The organism is Tolypothrix bouteillei VB521301 (genome assembly GCF_000760695.4).
Classification (GTDB): Bacteria; Cyanobacteriota; Cyanobacteriia; order Cyanobacteriales; family Nostocaceae; genus Scytonema; species Scytonema bouteillei_A.
In genome coordinates this window covers 4,867,775-4,882,790 of record NZ_JHEG04000001.1, presented here as the reverse complement: position 1 = coordinate 4,882,790, position 15,016 = coordinate 4,867,775, and the positions used below count along the sequence as shown (strand labels likewise).

Annotated in this window: 13 protein-coding genes and 1 tRNA gene; 6 read left to right on the top strand and 8 right to left on the bottom strand. The window is 44.2% G+C overall.

Features of this window, described 5'->3' with window-relative positions; genetic code table 11:
* The first annotated feature begins 593 nt into the window (after positions 1-593).
* Positions 594-1,598, top strand: coding sequence for a succinate dehydrogenase/fumarate reductase iron-sulfur subunit (locus tag HC643_RS19630; protein WP_202048635.1), 1,005 nt, complete (start codon positions 594-596; stop codon positions 1,596-1,598).
* Between the two features lie 88 nt (positions 1,599-1,686).
* Here HC643_RS19630 and HC643_RS19625 read toward each other — a convergent pair whose 3' ends face one another.
* The 5 genes from HC643_RS19625 to HC643_RS19605 all read right to left on the bottom strand — a co-directional run bounded on the left by HC643_RS19625 (position 1,687) and on the right by HC643_RS19605 (position 5,870).
* A complete protein-coding gene (locus HC643_RS19625) occupies positions 1,687-2,205 on the bottom strand; it encodes a TolB family protein (protein ID WP_050045971.1) in 519 nt (172 codons plus the stop codon).
* 60 nt (positions 2,206-2,265) lie between these two features.
* On the bottom strand, positions 2,266-2,829 hold the full coding sequence (locus tag HC643_RS19620; protein ID WP_038084069.1) for a TolB family protein: 564 nt from the start codon (positions 2,827-2,829) through the stop codon (positions 2,266-2,268).
* A gap of 48 nt (positions 2,830-2,877) precedes the next feature.
* The gene (locus HC643_RS19615) at positions 2,878-3,804 is read right to left on the bottom strand and encodes a Ycf66 family protein (protein ID WP_038084067.1); all 927 of its coding nucleotides are present in this window, start codon (positions 3,802-3,804) and stop codon (positions 2,878-2,880) included.
* Between the two features lie 233 nt (positions 3,805-4,037).
* Positions 4,038-4,157 carry a photosystem II reaction center X protein gene (psbX, locus tag HC643_RS19610; protein ID WP_072040763.1) on the bottom strand — a complete coding sequence of 40 codons (120 nt, stop codon included), beginning with the start codon at positions 4,155-4,157 and terminating at the stop codon, positions 4,038-4,040.
* A 150-nt stretch (positions 4,158-4,307) separates the two neighbouring features.
* Complete coding sequence (locus HC643_RS19605; protein ID WP_038084065.1) at positions 4,308-5,870, bottom strand: RNA-guided endonuclease InsQ/TnpB family protein; 1,563 nt, start codon at positions 5,868-5,870, stop codon at positions 4,308-4,310.
* A gap of 583 nt (positions 5,871-6,453) precedes the next feature.
* On the opposite strand from HC643_RS19605, the gene HC643_RS19600 reads away from it, so the two are divergent.
* Complete coding sequence (locus tag HC643_RS19600; protein ID WP_038084060.1) at positions 6,454-6,744, top strand: YggT family protein; 291 nt, start codon at positions 6,454-6,456, stop codon at positions 6,742-6,744.
* A 43-nt stretch (positions 6,745-6,787) separates the two neighbouring features.
* Here the strand turns inward: HC643_RS19600 and accC are convergent, their stop codons facing one another.
* On the bottom strand, positions 6,788-8,137 hold the full coding sequence (gene accC / locus HC643_RS19595; protein ID WP_038084058.1) for an acetyl-CoA carboxylase biotin carboxylase subunit: 1,350 nt from the start codon (positions 8,135-8,137) through the stop codon (positions 6,788-6,790).
* Between the two features lie 332 nt (positions 8,138-8,469).
* Here accC and HC643_RS19590 point away from each other — a divergent pair.
* The 4 genes from HC643_RS19590 (at position 8,470) to ccsB (ending at position 12,421) form a co-directional block, all read left to right on the top strand.
* Positions 8,470-8,550: transfer RNA gene (locus HC643_RS19590), tRNA-Leu, on the top strand.
* A gap of 264 nt (positions 8,551-8,814) precedes the next feature.
* A complete protein-coding gene (locus tag HC643_RS19585; RefSeq protein WP_038084055.1) occupies positions 8,815-9,444 on the top strand; it encodes a chorismate lyase in 630 nt (209 codons plus the stop codon).
* 79 nt (positions 9,445-9,523) lie between these two features.
* Entirely contained in the window at positions 9,524-11,263 is a 1,740-nt protein-coding gene (locus tag HC643_RS19580; RefSeq protein WP_050045970.1) for a DUF3352 domain-containing protein, read from the top strand.
* A gap of 108 nt (positions 11,264-11,371) precedes the next feature.
* Positions 11,372-12,421, top strand: coding sequence for a c-type cytochrome biogenesis protein CcsB (ccsB, locus tag HC643_RS19575; protein WP_050045969.1), 1,050 nt, complete (start codon positions 11,372-11,374; stop codon positions 12,419-12,421).
* A gap of 57 nt (positions 12,422-12,478) precedes the next feature.
* Here the strand turns inward: ccsB and HC643_RS19570 are convergent, their stop codons facing one another.
* Positions 12,479-13,807, bottom strand: a complete 1,329-nt coding sequence (locus HC643_RS19570; RefSeq protein WP_050045968.1) for a bifunctional cobalt-precorrin-7 (C(5))-methyltransferase/cobalt-precorrin-6B (C(15))-methyltransferase — start codon at positions 13,805-13,807, stop codon at positions 12,479-12,481.
* Between the two features lie 7 nt (positions 13,808-13,814).
* Positions 13,815-14,939: a geranylgeranyl reductase family protein gene (locus tag HC643_RS19565; protein WP_038075111.1), complete on the bottom strand. Its 1,125-nt coding sequence runs from the start codon at positions 14,937-14,939 to the stop codon at positions 13,815-13,817.
* Positions 14,940-15,016: the final 77 nt, after the last annotated feature.

Genomic DNA, 15,016 nt, shown 5'->3' with positions numbered 1-15,016 from the left:
TGTTTAATTTTGAATTAAACTTGCCGTACAAACTTTTATCTTAATCCCTACCCTTGGGATGAGTATTCCTGTACGAGTTTTATAAAAATTCATTGAATTTAGACATACACTTTTGTGCAGTGAGTGAAAACCAAGACTTTCTTGATTAAGAGGTCACAATGTTCATATAATGCCGTTTAACAATTCTATATAACCAAAAAAGTGCTTGTGTGCCATTGCAAAGTACGTTTTTTTAGGTTAACGCCTCTCACTTGTGTTTACATGAAGATACAGTTATAACCGATAGAGGTATTTTGCAACAGATATTTTTAGTTAGGGGATAGCATAAGTCATTATCCTCAACATCCCTATTGTCCCCTTACCCCCTCCCTATGACCCAATAGGTGCTAGCCTATTTGGGTAAGTTACAATTCAAATTTTCGCGGTTATCCTTATTATTGTAGAGATCGGAAATTTCTTGTCTCTACAATCGTCAGTCTATTAACAGCTAGCTATGAATGATGGACACCAAGGTGGAACTCGCTTGTGGAAGTAGAGCCATTGAGTGAGAAGAATTTCATAAGCTAGGTAGAAGTTCTTTATTAATAGTGGTAATGGAAGTTCTTTTTAAGGTCATACGACAGCAACAAAATTCCTCACCTGTGGTAAAAACTTACGTTTTGGATGTAGAACCGGGAAACACCATCCTCGATTGTCTGAATCGTATTAAGTGGGAGCAAGATGGAACTTTAGCATTTCGCAAAAATTGCCGCAATACAATTTGTGGAAGTTGTGCTGTAAGAATAAATGGGCGCTCGGCTTTGGCTTGTAAGGAAAATGTAGGCAGCGAAATTTCTCACACGCAAAGCGCTCAAACACCAGCAAGCCCTACAAATGTTATCCCAGAAATCACAATAGCACCACTAGGTAATATGCCTGTTATCAAAGATTTAGTGGTTGATATGACCAGTTTTTGGGATAACTTAGAAGCAGTAACTCCTTATGTGAGTACAGCAGGACGAAGCGTACCAGAACGAGAGTTCTTACAAACACCACTAGAGCGATCGCGTCTTGATGAAACGGGAAATTGCATCATGTGTGGAGCGTGTTACTCGGAATGTAACGCTCGTGAAGTGAATTCAGATTTTGTTGGTCCCCATGCTCTTGCCAAAGCATACCGCATGGTAGCAGACTCTCGCGATAGCAAAACCGAAACTCGATTAGAAGAATATAACGAAGGAACTAAAGGAGTTTGGGGTTGCACTCGCTGTCTTTACTGCAATTCTGTTTGTCCAATGGGTGTTGCACCATTAGATCAAATTACTAAAATCAAACAAGAAGTTCTCGATCGCAAACAAGCAACTGACAGTCGTTCCATTCGTCACCGTAAAGTATTAGTGGAATTAGTCAAAGAAGGCGGTTGGCTCGATGAACGTCAGTTTGGTTTACAAGTTGTTGGCAATTACCTAAAAGATTTAAAAGGATTGTTAAGTATTGCTCCTCTCGGTTTGCGAATGCTCGTGCGAAGAAAATTCCCACTAACATTTGAACCTTCAGAAGGTACCGAGCAAGTGAGGTCTCTCATTGAAGCAGTACAGAAAGTGGAGAGTGCAGACTAGGGACAAGGGAGATAAGGTAGAATCTTCTTGTCTACCCCCTCTCCCTTATCTACCCCCTCTCCCTTGTCCCCAATCCCCCATTCCCAATTTATCGAGGTTCTTGAGGTATATTTAAAGGTTGTCCGGAACGGTTATAAACTAAAATATCCCATTGACCATTGACGCTAGACTCAAAGGCAATCCGACTTCCATCAGCACTAATAGTTGGATTGCGAACTTCTGCTTGCAAGTTAGCAGTTAAATTGCGTAATTGACGCGTTTCTCGATCGTAGAGAAAAATTCCCGACCGTCCCTGACGGTTAGCACACAAAACAATATAGCGACCATTTTCAGCTACAGAGGGATGGGATGCGATCGTATCAAAAGAATTTAAACCAGGCAAATCAACCAAATTATTCGTTAGTCTGTCAAACATATACACATCTTGGCTACCCCTACGATCCGTTGTAAAAACAACATACCGTTTGGAAACTTGGGGATTTAACTCCGATCCCAAGCTGTTAAGACTGCGCCCTCCGGGATCGACAGGATAATTCAACAAACGAGGGTAGCCAACACAACCACCCAACAAACTTACAACAGCAAATATAATAAAGGGTTTGGTCATTTGTCATTTGTTATTTGTCATCTGTCAAAAGGTCATTCTCCCTTGTCTCCCCTTATTCCCCTACTCCCCAATCCCCGTTACAGTCGCTCCATTGTCAATATCTAACTCAATATCTGGACCTCGGTCTAGGACTTCAATATCCCATTGACCGCGACTAGCAGATTCAAAGACAACATAGCGCCCATCGGGGCTGATACTGGGATTTCTCACCCAACCGCGATAGATAGGTGTGAGGATTTGCGACTGTTGCGTTACGCGATCGTAGAGCGCTACAACCGGTCTTCCTTGGTCACTGGTCATGTAAGTTATATAACGCCCCGTGTAACTGAGACTGGGGCTTTCTACAATAGTTTCAGGTCGATTTAAGCCCGGTGTACTCACAAACTGCTGTTGTTGCAAATCATACAACAGCACTTGATGACTGCCATTGCGATTGGATACCAAAGCCAAAAGACGACCATTTCCACTCAACGCTGGTTGCTGTTCGGTAGAGCGACTGTTGAGAGAAGTTGGTCCTGTAGGAAGATCGTTGTAACTGCAGGATACAAGCATACCTGCTAATGTTAAACAAAGACTCCAACGAAGTTGTCTTTGGAGCCGAAATCTAGGTGTAATTTTTTTCACCTTAACTTTTTTCTGTTGCTTGTGTTTGCAACTTTTCCCCAGATCTATTTAAACATCATCATCAAAATTTACTGAATTATCTTGTTCGTCGCTTGAGCGATTTGGACGGTCGAGCGGACGATCGAGAGGTTTGTAATCTACGTAATCCGTGGCGATCGCGTCATCGTCTTGGCGTTCAACTCGGTAAGTTGAATCACTGGGGGGACGACGCCTTCTGGGTCTGGGTGGAACATCGTCTTCTGTCGCTGTTGGTCGAACGGGTCCGTTGGTACTGCGCCGGGAAGGTCTTTTTTCTTCACTCGAAGAGTTATCCCAATCATCTACTGCTGGTTTAGATGAAGTCTCCCAATCGTTATCATCAAACCTTTCCGGTGTACGTATTGGACGAGAGTTACTCCGACGGCGAGGTTTGTCCGTATTCGATCTTTCGCTACTACTGCGACGTTCTATCCGGCGTGGAGCTTCATCATCGTAGTAATCATCCCGAGATGAGCGAGAATCCCTGCTACCTGGAATTCTTCTTGGTGGCGCTTCGTCCTCTTCATAGTAAGGCAGGGGATCGAGATCGGCTTCCATTTCTGCCTTGTATTTTGGTCTTCTAGTATATGAAGGGCGATCGCTCACCTCTCGTTCATCATCCACAATTGGAGTGTTGCGTTTGGCTTGTTGTGTGGCGATCCCCCGCAAGCGAATACTTTCAACGGCAAAGAAAATCGTCGAGCCCGCCAAAAGCAACTGACCAAATTGTAGAATTGGGTCGAGACGCCATCCTTGGAATATAAGAATAAAACCGCACAGCAAACCTACAGCCGCAAAAAATATATCTTGGTCGCGGGAAAGCTCTGGGCGTACTGAGCGAAGAAAATAGAGCGCCGCTCCAGCCACAGCCAGGAAGATTCCCAGAACACTGGCTGAGTTCGCCCCAAAATTTACCTGAGCCAGAACACTGGCTGAGTTCAGCCCGAACATTAGCATTGCTGTTGTACCTAATAACAAATCTATGTTAACGACTTAAAACTTAAAACTCTACTGTAACTGGTTACTCTATATTATTGCTATGTCCAAGCGAAATTAACTGATTCCAAAAAATTTTCCACTGTCAGTTTTGCTGTAATTGGGGCATCTTGAAAGAAGAGACGCAGTTACCTGCGCCTCCGAAACCATTTTCTCACTTGAACGAGCGAGTGTTTCACGCTTGTTGAAATCTTTTATGAACGCTCGATTTTATCTTTTTGGCTAACAAAAACTAATCCTACTATTACGGGGATAACGACAATAGCAGTACCCCAGAATAGACTCCAAAGAAAATTTGATAAAGAGGGTGTCATAGATTTCAACCTTTTTTTACATAAGCTACTTCAATTTTAATACTGTAGCAGATTCTTGAGAAGCTACCTAGATGTGACTGAGGTCGAGTATTCGCTCTATTACAAGGAAGCAACAATTGACACTCCGCGCACTAAAGTGACGCGGATTCTCTAAGAGTTTCTGCCGTATCTCTTAGATTTCCGGTTGTCGGGTTTAGTATACCCAGCTAAATCAAATAGAGTTAACTGAGTACCTATCACCCCGCAGGCATGGTTCCTAGACTCCCCGCCCATTGGCAGCGATACGCCAGTTGCTTCAAGTTGGGAAACCCTAGCCGAGCACTGGCTCATCTTCACAGGCATAACTTTCCCGCAGTCCGCAGGTAGGGTCGTTTTGACGTTTTTGGGAAAGACCAATCCCACTCGTTGAGCAATTGTCCGAGACGCTTTGGTGTCTGCGTGCTCGGTGTACTGACAATTAGTACAAATAAACTTCTGCCCTTCTCTGTTTGCTTTATCAATGTGACCGCATTTTGGACATTCTCTGCTACTATTCTTTGGGTTAACAGCAACAACTGGCTTACCAGACTTAGCAGCTAACCACGCAATCTTGTTAAACAAATCTCCCCAGGCACAATCAAGGATGGCTTTGTTAAGACCTGATTTCCGAGAGCGTCCGTTCTTCTTATAACCACCTTTACCATCGTGTTTGGGTTTAGCACGTTTGACCATTCCCTTAATGTTGAGGTTTTCGCGACCAATGGCATCGGCAGTTTTGACAACCTGACTTGCGGCTTGCCAGTTATAACCATCTCGCTTTAAGGCTATCTTGTGAGTCGTCCTGGCAAGTTTTTCAGCTATCTTCTTTTTGTTATTAGAACCATTTTTTTTGCGATTAATGGCACGTTGTCTGATAGTTAACCGTCTCTTAGTTCTATCGTTTGTTGCGGGTCGTATATTCTCAACAAAACTGCCATTAGAGAGTGCAACAAGCACGTTTACACCCACATCCACCCCAACCACTGACTTGACTTCATCGAGTGATTTAACTTTTGGTAATTCACCCGGTATATCAACCAACATTGAGATAAACCAATAACCTCCAGAGCGTTTGACAGTGCAAGTTCTAATTTTCTTGATAACTGAAAAATCTCTGCTGTTGTGAAATTTTACATGACCAACACAAGGTAAGTAGACAATACCATAACTTTTCTTAACGGAGATTAATTTAACTTGCTCTGGCTTATATTCAAAGCAATCTAAAACGCGAAGGTAGCGAGGGAAACTGCGCCCATTCTTCCAAAAATTATTGAAAGCACTGTCAAGTTTAGCAATATTCCGTTGCAAAACGTCAGAGTTAATATTTGCGAAGCTTTCACGCTCATGACGTAGCCGCGTAGTCACTTTCATTTGAATACCAGAAGCGTTGTCCCACTTAACAACACCATTGGCTGTCTTCAAGGCTAGGTCTAAATTTTCTGGTATAACGCCGTGTTTGAGAACCGGGCAAGTTAATGGACAGCACGAACCATATTCAACTCTCGTTTCAATATCGCACCAACTACCAATAGCATAAATAACAGGAGTCTCAGCATTTTGATTGTTGGTACTATAGCCAATTTCGCGTTGCCGAAGTGCAAAGTTACGGTGCTTCCTCAATGTAACTAACCATTGAGACATTTGTATTTTTTGAGACTGATTTGGTTTGAACTTAAAGTTCCACCTAACTTGCACTTGTTATCAGCTCCCGATACTTTTTAGCTTGTATTTAGTATACACGTCGGTTCTAACTATGACAACAGAAAAAGGCAAAAAAAGGTTAAGAAATATACCTGTCCTACATGATGAGCTCAAGACTAAGAGAACGATTCTTTTGACTCCTAGTGCATGGATGAAAATTCAGGCCCTCGCAAAAACAAGAAATACTAGCGCTAGCGAGGTTATAGAGGAGTGGGCGCAAACTCTCTCTGACGGCAGTTAAAACTGCATTTGGTCGTGATAGCAGCGTTGCAGGCGCGAAGTCTGCCGGGAAGAGTACTCTTCCGGCGAGCTTCGCGGGTTTCCCGCGCCCTGACGACTGCTGAACCCGTATAGCCCTGCGGGCATAGCTTCGCAACGCGAAGCGTCTCCGTAAGGAGTTAGGGCGCTTCCTCCTCGTAATAAATTAACGAGGCTCCCGCGCTCCCATGTTGTTTTAGGTGGAGAAAACTCAGGTAAAAGAATTAGAATTATAGAGAGTGCTTTACAAAGCTTAAAATCTTATCGCTTTTGCTCTCATTTTCGCTCTATATTCTGATGGAAGAGTCAAGCTAATATCATGTCTGGTGCTACCCTTGCTGTTTGGATTCTCGGTCCGGTATTGGGGCTGATGATGTTTTTGTTCATTATTCGCATTGTTCTGACTTGGTATCCTCAAGCAGAACTGAATCGTTTTCCTTTCAACGCAGTCGCTTGGCCTACCGAACCTTTTTTAGCTCCGTTGCGAAAGATAGTACCGCCTTTGGGTGGAGTAGACATCACCCCAATCATTTGGGTGGGAATTTGTAGCTTTCTGCGAGAAATTTTGTTAGGTCAGCAGGGACTGCTAACCATGCTGGCTCGGAGTTAGTGGTTAGTGGTTAGTTGTTCCACTAACTACTAACCACCAACCACTATCCAAGCCCTTTCATTTCCTGTACAAAATTGGTATAGACATTACCCTGTAAAAACTGTGGGTATTCCATAATTTTTTGATGGAAACCGATAGTGGTGGGCAATCCCGTGATAGCGCATTCTCGTAATGCACGCTTCATGCGCTTGATAGCAGTGGAACGGTCCGGACCCCAAACCACTAACTTACCAATGAGGGAGTCGTAGTACGGGGGAATTTGATAATCGGTATAGACGTGGGAGTCAATTCGGACTCCGGGACCTCCTGGGGGTAAGTACCCGCTGATACGTCCGGCTGAGGGGCGAAAATCGTGTTCTGGATCTTCGGCGTTGATACGACACTCGATCGCATGACCTCTCAAGACAACTTGGTCTTGCTGGAGTGTCAGCCGTTCTCCTTGAGCAATACGGATCTGTTCGGCTACTAAGTCTATACCCGTAATCATCTCTGTCACGGGATGTTCAACTTGAATCCGAGTGTTCATTTCCATAAAGTAAAACTGACCCGACGTATCTAAGAGAAACTCGATAGTTCCCGCGCCACTGTAATTAATAAATTGACACGCTCTCACAGCCGCTTGTCCCATTTTTGAGCGTAACTCTGAATCTAGCGCGGGGCTGGGTGCTTCTTCTAAAAGTTTCTGATTGCGACGCTGGATTGAGCAATCGCGTTCGCCCAAATGAATGACATTACCGTAGTTATCAGCTAATACTTGAAATTCAATATGGCGGGGACGCTCAATAAATTTTTCTAAATAAACTCCGGAATTACCAAATGCAGCTCCGGCTTCGCCTTGCGCTGCTTGAAAAGATTTGATAAATTCACTCTCAGAACGCACCAAACGCATCCCCCTACCACCGCCACCTGCTGTGGCTTTAATCATGATGGGGTAGCCAATTTTTTGGGCGATCGCCAATCCTTCTTCTTCCGAGTCTAGCAGACCGTCACTACCCGGTACTGTGGGGACTCCAGCTCTTTGCATGGTGTCTTTTGCCGTGGATTTATCACCCATTAACCGGATTGCTTCCGGAGAAGGTCCGATGAAAGCAATGTGATGATCGGCACAAATTTCTGCAAATCGAGCATTTTCTGCCAAAAAACCATAACCGGGATGAATAGCACTCGCATTACGTGTCAAAGCAGCAGCAATAATATTGGGAATATTCAGATAACTTTTACTGCTAGCCGCTTCTCCAATGCAAACCGCTTCATCAGCTAATTGAACGTGCAGAGCATTTCGGTCAACGGTGGAGTGTACCGCAACCGTCGCAATCCCCATTTCCTCACAAGCGCGGAGAATGCGAAGAGCGATTTCTCCCCGATTGGCAATTAATATTTTGTCAAACTTCATCTTCTAGCAGTGATATAAGTTCGGTAGATTGACATAATCTGCCGTCAAAGTTGAAATTACGCAGAGCCTCATCTCACTATGACCACAGGATAAGACCAAATTACATTCCCAAGTCAGGGTAAGAATTTGGCTTTTTGCCTCTATAAGTTACTGTAGAGTGCGTTTTCAGCCTCCCAGTATAGTGTTTATAAGTGTAAGAGTATTGTGCGCCTTATGGCACTTACACTCATAACATTAAAATTAGTTCATTCCCCAACAAAAATTTTTTGATTTTGAGTGGCATCTCATCCCAATTCATTAATGTTTGTGCTATACTCATTACGATGAACCTTGCGGATGTGGCGGAATTGGTATACGCGCACGTTTGAGGGGCGTGTGGGCTTCCCTTGCGAGTTCGAGTCTCGCCATCCGCATTCATTAGCTACCAACAGCTAGCGATCGATGAATGGCTGTATAGAGTAGAATAAACAAGATTAAGAAATTTAACTAGAAATTAATATATTTCTTTTTTCAAGAAGTCCGTTTTGATAGAGAAGTTACAAGAAGGCTTTCCCTTGGGGAAAACTTTGACACTAATGAGCAGCACTACCCATTGCTCGTTCCCAAAGGAACCCCTACCTTCCCCAATCTCAACTTTTTATGCGATTATATATATAAGTGAAGTTTTGTAAAGAACCTTGACAGCGACTTTTACGCCGACAAACAATTTAACATTGCCCTTGGGGTGGTATCGTCTTACCCCAATTTGGCAGGGTGGAGAGGAAGTCATTCAACAGGGTTTGCCTCACACTCAACTCTCACCAGCTTGGCAACTCCTTTTGTTAGGTGACGGGTCTCCAACACGACACTTACAATTGCTAACAGGTGAACGCACAGAAGTGGACGTGATTGATATGTCATTGGTTGGGGCGGATTTGGATAATGCACCTGACCTAATCAAAGCTGTTCCGGGACCGCGACTGCGACGACAGGTTTGGTTGCGTACCGCTTCCGGTCAGCGATTGGCCTATGCAACTTCTTGGTGGGAAGCGTCTCACGTAGACGAGTATTTGCAAAATCGTGCGCTACCCATTTGGGCGAGTTTGGCACGTCTCCGCACGGAGTTGTATCGGGATGTACAGGGAATTTATTATGGTGACTCTACAGCACTAGAATCGGGTTTTGATGAGTCAGGTCCCTTTTGGGGTCGTCATTACTTGTTTTGGCATCACGGACAGCCTCTTACCCTAATTTATGAGGTTTTTTCACCTTATTTAACAAAATATTTGGGACCAATGGAATTGCGTTCCAATAATGGGAAAGTCTAAATAAGGCAAAACGACTAGGCTAACTGAGGCCGAGCTTACAAAGTGTTATCATGCACGCAAGTAAGATCTGTAGGTTTCAGTGACACTGCCTGTTGTTTCTGTGTTAATGAAAAAAGATAAGAAACCATCCTTAGTGTTAACTCTCTCATCAGCAGGATTGCTGATTGTTGGGGGTGCAGCTGCCTATTGGCTGTTGACTCAAGGCAAACCATTCTCTAGAGATTTGCTACCCGGAGCAAATATTATTCCTCAAGATGCTCTGTTTGCAGTTTCTTTTACCACCGACTCCAGGCAATGGAAAAAGTTACGAGAGTTTGGAACGAAAGAAACGCAAGTAGAACTAGATACCAATATACAGCAGCTTCAGGAACGCTTTCTGACAAGTAACGGCTACGATTTTCAGAAAGATATCCGTCCTTGGGTAGGTGACCAAATTGCAGTTGCAGTTCTAGCTCCTGAGATGAGCAGAGCCACGTCTAAACCAGTAACAACTAACGCAAGTGTTATTGGCAACGAACAGTCTCTTGTGATGGTTTTGCCTATTAAAAATAAAGAAGCGGCTAAAACCATCCTGTCACAACCCAAAGCGCCCAAAGGCGGTAAATGGATTGACCGTTCTTACGAGAATATTGCTATCAAAGAAACGGAAGGACAAGCAGGGGAAAAATTTTCAGTAGCTGTAGTGGATGAGAATTTTTTAGTTATTACTGACGATTCAAAAGCAACAGAAAAGGCAATTAATGCCTACAAAAGGAAAACATCTTTGGCTGATTCTCCTGGTTTTGCAGAAAACTATCCAAAGATTGCCCATTACCAACCCTTTGCTGAGTTTTATGTCAATGTGCCTTTCTCTGCCAAAATAGCTGCATCTGGCGATCGCGCTTTACCCGCACCCGTTCTGTCCCAACTCCAAAACAACCAAGGTTTGGCGGGAAGCCTTTCATTGGAATCGGAAGGAGTCAGGATAAAGGGGATTTCCTGGTTGAATCCCAACTCTCAAAGAGTTTTGGCAACAGACAATAATGGAGGCAAAATGCAAAACCGCCTCCCTGCAGAAACTTTGTTGATGCTTTCGGGAGGGAATTTAAAGCAATTGTGGTCGGATTATGCTTTAACTTCTCAAGGAAATCCGCGCTCGCCAATGACACCAGAACAATTGCGAGACGGTGTGAAATCTCTCACGAATCTTGATTTAGAGCGAGATCTTCTCAGTTGGATGGGAGGAGAATTTTCTCTCTCAATTGTTCCCAATATTACTAAAGAAGGCTTATCAGAAGACTTTAGAGCGGCTTTTGTTTTTATGGTAGAAGCCAGCGATCGCAATCGTGCTGAACTTGCTCTCAAACAGCTCGATGATGTGATGAAAACTCAATACCAGTTTCAAATTAAGTACACAACGGTAGCAAATAGACCCGTTGTTAACTGGTTGGGACCCTATGGAACCCCAACAGCCACGCACGGCTGGTTAGATGGAAACGTTGCTTTTTTAGCTTTGGGCACTCCTGTCAGTGAAAGAATAATGCCCAAACCAAATTACCCCCTTAGTAGCACGACAATGTTCCAAAAAACCGTACCTAAAGAACCCAACCCCACAAATGGGCAATTTTTCATAGATGTGGAACGAACAGCTAAAAATTTTCCTTTAGCATCCTTTGTACCTTTCAAACAAAGTTGGATAGACGCAACAAGTTCTATGGGTGTGACATCAGCTGTTAGCGATAACCGCAGTATTCGCTATGACGTTTTTTTGACACTAAAAAAAGTAGAAAAATCAGATCCGCTTCCAACTCCCACAGAAAGAGCAACACCCGGACAATGAGGGAGAAGAACTTTCATTGGTTGGTGGTTAGCGGTCACTGGTTAGCTTAAAAGTTGCACTACGATCTAAGAAAATAAAATACATACTTAACTGGAGATAACTTAAATTATGGATCTGGTTGCACTCCAGAATTGGCTGGACAATGCCTCTTTCGCTGTCTTATTTATCACAATGCTAGTGTATTGGTTTGGGGCAGCATTTCCAAACATTCCCGCCCTTCCTACTTTGGGAACAACCGGAATGGCTGTTACTAACTTATGCATTGCGACCCTTTTAGGAGCAAGATGGTTGGAAGCAGGATATTTTCCCCTAAGTAATTTGTATGAATCCCTGTTTTTCCTGGTGTGGGGAATTACCGCCGTCCATCTGATTGCAGAAAATACAAGCCGCAGTCAATTGGTTGGGGTTGTAACTGCACCGGTAGCGATGGGCATTACAGCTTTTGCAGCTTTGACACTGCCATCAGAAATGCAATCCTCAGCACCCTTAGTTCCTGCACTTAAGTCCAATTGGCTGATGATGCACGTGAGCGTTATGATGTTGAGTTATTCAGCTTTGATGGTGGGTTCGCTACTGGCGATCGCTTTTCTGTTAGTCACTCGCGGTCAAGACATTCAACTACAGGGTAGTTCTGTAGGAACTGGCGGTTATCGCAGCAACGGTTACCGATTGCACAAAGTGGGTGAAGCAGTCTCTCAAGCACAAGCATTAACTGGTGACAATAATGGAGCCACTCGTGTAGAGAGCAATGGCAACGGGAAAACTGTAGTCTTAGACTTGGTCACCGTTCCTCAGTCATCAACCATAGCAACAGCCGAAACCCTTTCACCCCAACGCCTTAGTCTTGCTGAAACCCTTGATAACATTAGCTATCGCGTTATTGGATTGGGCTTTCCCTTGCTAACCATTGGTATTATTGCTGGTGGAGTTTGGGCAAATGAAGCATGGGGTTCTTACTGGAGTTGGGACCCCAAAGAAACTTGGGCGCTCATCACTTGGTTGGTCTTTGCTGCTTACCTCCACTCCCGCATCACTCGCGGTTGGCAAGGTCGTCGCCCTGCAATTTTAGCAGCTAGCGGCTTTGTTGTTGTCTGGATTTGTTACTTGGGGGTTAATCTTTTAGGTAAAGGTTTACACTCATACGGTTGGTTCTTTTAGAGGGCAGAGAGCAGCTATACTACCTCTTCGCCCATCCTCTATTTCATTGACCCGTCATCAGTATTCAGCAACCAACTCATGATTGCTGAATACTGATGACGGGTCACTGTTAAATGCTGTGATAATTGTTACGGGATTGAGTGGTGCGAAACGTGTTAACTGTCCAATTGGGACAGAACGGGAAAGCTGCACTTGCAATAACTGGTAGTGCCAAGAATGAGACTGAAACCACAATAAAGCAGTGTTGAGATGTTCCAAGGTGGCTAGAGAGAGAACTATGACGCCTTGAGGAGTGAGTTGAGTCGCGCAAACATTAAGGATTTCAGTTAAATTGCCTCCACTCCCACCGATGAAAATACGATCTGCGTTTTGTGTCGCAGAGGGAGTACTACTCTTTTCTCCAAGAGTATACAAAATCTCCGGTGCATTGCCGTGAATGGAAATGACATTCTCTACTTGAAAGCGACGGCAATTTTGAGCAATTAACGCACTACCCGCAGCCGTTTTTTCAATGGCGTAAACAGTAGAAGTTGGGAACAGGCGGGCAATTTCAATGGAAACAGAACCAGTTCCCGCACCAATATCCCAAATGGTTTGTCCGGGACGCAAGGCGAGTTCAGCTAATACTAGCGTCCGCACTTCTCGCTTTGTCATCAAACCAGGGCGATCGCTAAAGCTAAGAAAGCATTCATCTGGTAAACCAAAATAGGGTAAGGCTGATAAATTTAGGGGTTTTTCTTTATCTTGACGCAGTAAGACCACAACATTCAAAGGTGCAAATGTAGAACTTGCACCATCTCTACACAATGTTTCTATAGAGAAAGACTCAACACGCTCCAAATCCCCGCCTAAATTTTCACAAACCCACAACTCATATTGGCTGGGTAGATTCAGAGATTGTATCAATTTTGCGATCGCATTTGGAGTATTTGTCCCATCTGTAAGTACAGCTATTTTCTCCACTCCTTGCTGCAAGGTCTGAATCAATTCCTCTACAGAACGCCCGTGTGCGCTAATAAAGCGTGCATCATGCCAGCTTGCTTTCACCCGATTAAAGGCTAGCTGTACCGAACTGAGATGGGGATGAAATGTCAGTACATCTTTTGGCAGTTCTGCTAAAAGCAAGCGTCCCAAACCGAAGAAGAGGGGATCTCCGGAAACTATAACAACAACACCATCACGACCTTGGTTTAAGTAGTCACGAATTTTACTAATGTCTTCAGTAAAGTTTCTGAGGGGCAAACGCTGGCTTTGGTGGTTGGGGAAATAACTCAAATGGCGATCGCTACCTACTAGCAGCGTCGCACGTTCAATAATTTCCTTGAGTGTTTCACTCAATCCAGCAATGCCATCCAGACCGATACCTATCACATTAACTTTGGTCATTTGTCAATTAACCAACCAGTCCAGTTGTTAAACGCTTGATAGCACGATGAGCAACATCAGCGTAACGCATTTCACCACACAAGATTTTGCCCATAATTTGGACAGATGAAGGGCGCTTAACACCGACTTTATAGCCAATACCAGCGAAGCGATAAAATAGCCCAGCCAACTTCTGCGCCCAAGCCATATCACTACCCCATTGTTCGTACATGGTATTTGTGTACTCTTCCAATGCGTTGATGTCACCACCAACTGCTTTATCAATAGCTTCTGCTGCTTTTAAACCGCTAAAAATAGAGGGTCGAATACCTTCAGCTGTGAACGGATCGACAACACAAGCTGCTTCTCCTGCTAAAACTGCGTTGTCGGCGTGCAACTTCTGATTGCCATTCCACAAACACAAAGCATGACCGTACTGCTGACAGGTTTTAATGTCTACATCAAATTTCTGACCGTACTCGCTTAAAATGCTTTTGAAATCTTGAGCACCCCCCCTACCAACAAAGGTGCCAATCCCAATAGAGTAACCATCTGCTTTTGGGAAGTTCCAGAGGTAACCATTTTTCACCATACCAAACTCGAAGTGAGCAATGTTACCATTCTTTACATCTGCTTTGGCTTCGGCTTCCAAGGCTCCTGCTAGAAGACGTTTGCGTTCTTTGAACCCAAGCCATCTCGCCATGGGTCCTTTCGCACCATCGGCTGCAATTAAGTAACGACCCGTCACCGAACCGCTAGCAGTATTCACTTGCCAACAATTGCTTTGAAATTCAATACCTGTTACTTCAGTATTATCTCGGAGTTCAGCCCCTTGCTTTTGCGCTTGCTGAATCAAAAAATGGTCGAATATATCCCGTCTTACCATCCAAACAGGTTCGGGAGTTCCAATCTCTGCTTCTACCGCTTCCTCCATATTCCAGGTACAGCGGATTGTGTCTGCTTTGATAGAAATTGCCGGACTAAAGTCAAAGTCAAACCATTGGGCAATTGCAGGTGAAACACCACCTCCACAGGGTTTGTATCTTGGTAGAGACTCTTTCTCCAAAACCAACACCGAACGCCCGCGCTTCGCTAAATGATATGCAGCGCATCCACCTGCAGGTCCTGAGCCAACGATAATACAGTCGTACATAGGGGTTAGGGGTTAGGGATTGGGGAAAGTGAGCCCTCTGGGGTTGGGGGCAATTGGGGATTGGGGAGCATAGAGCC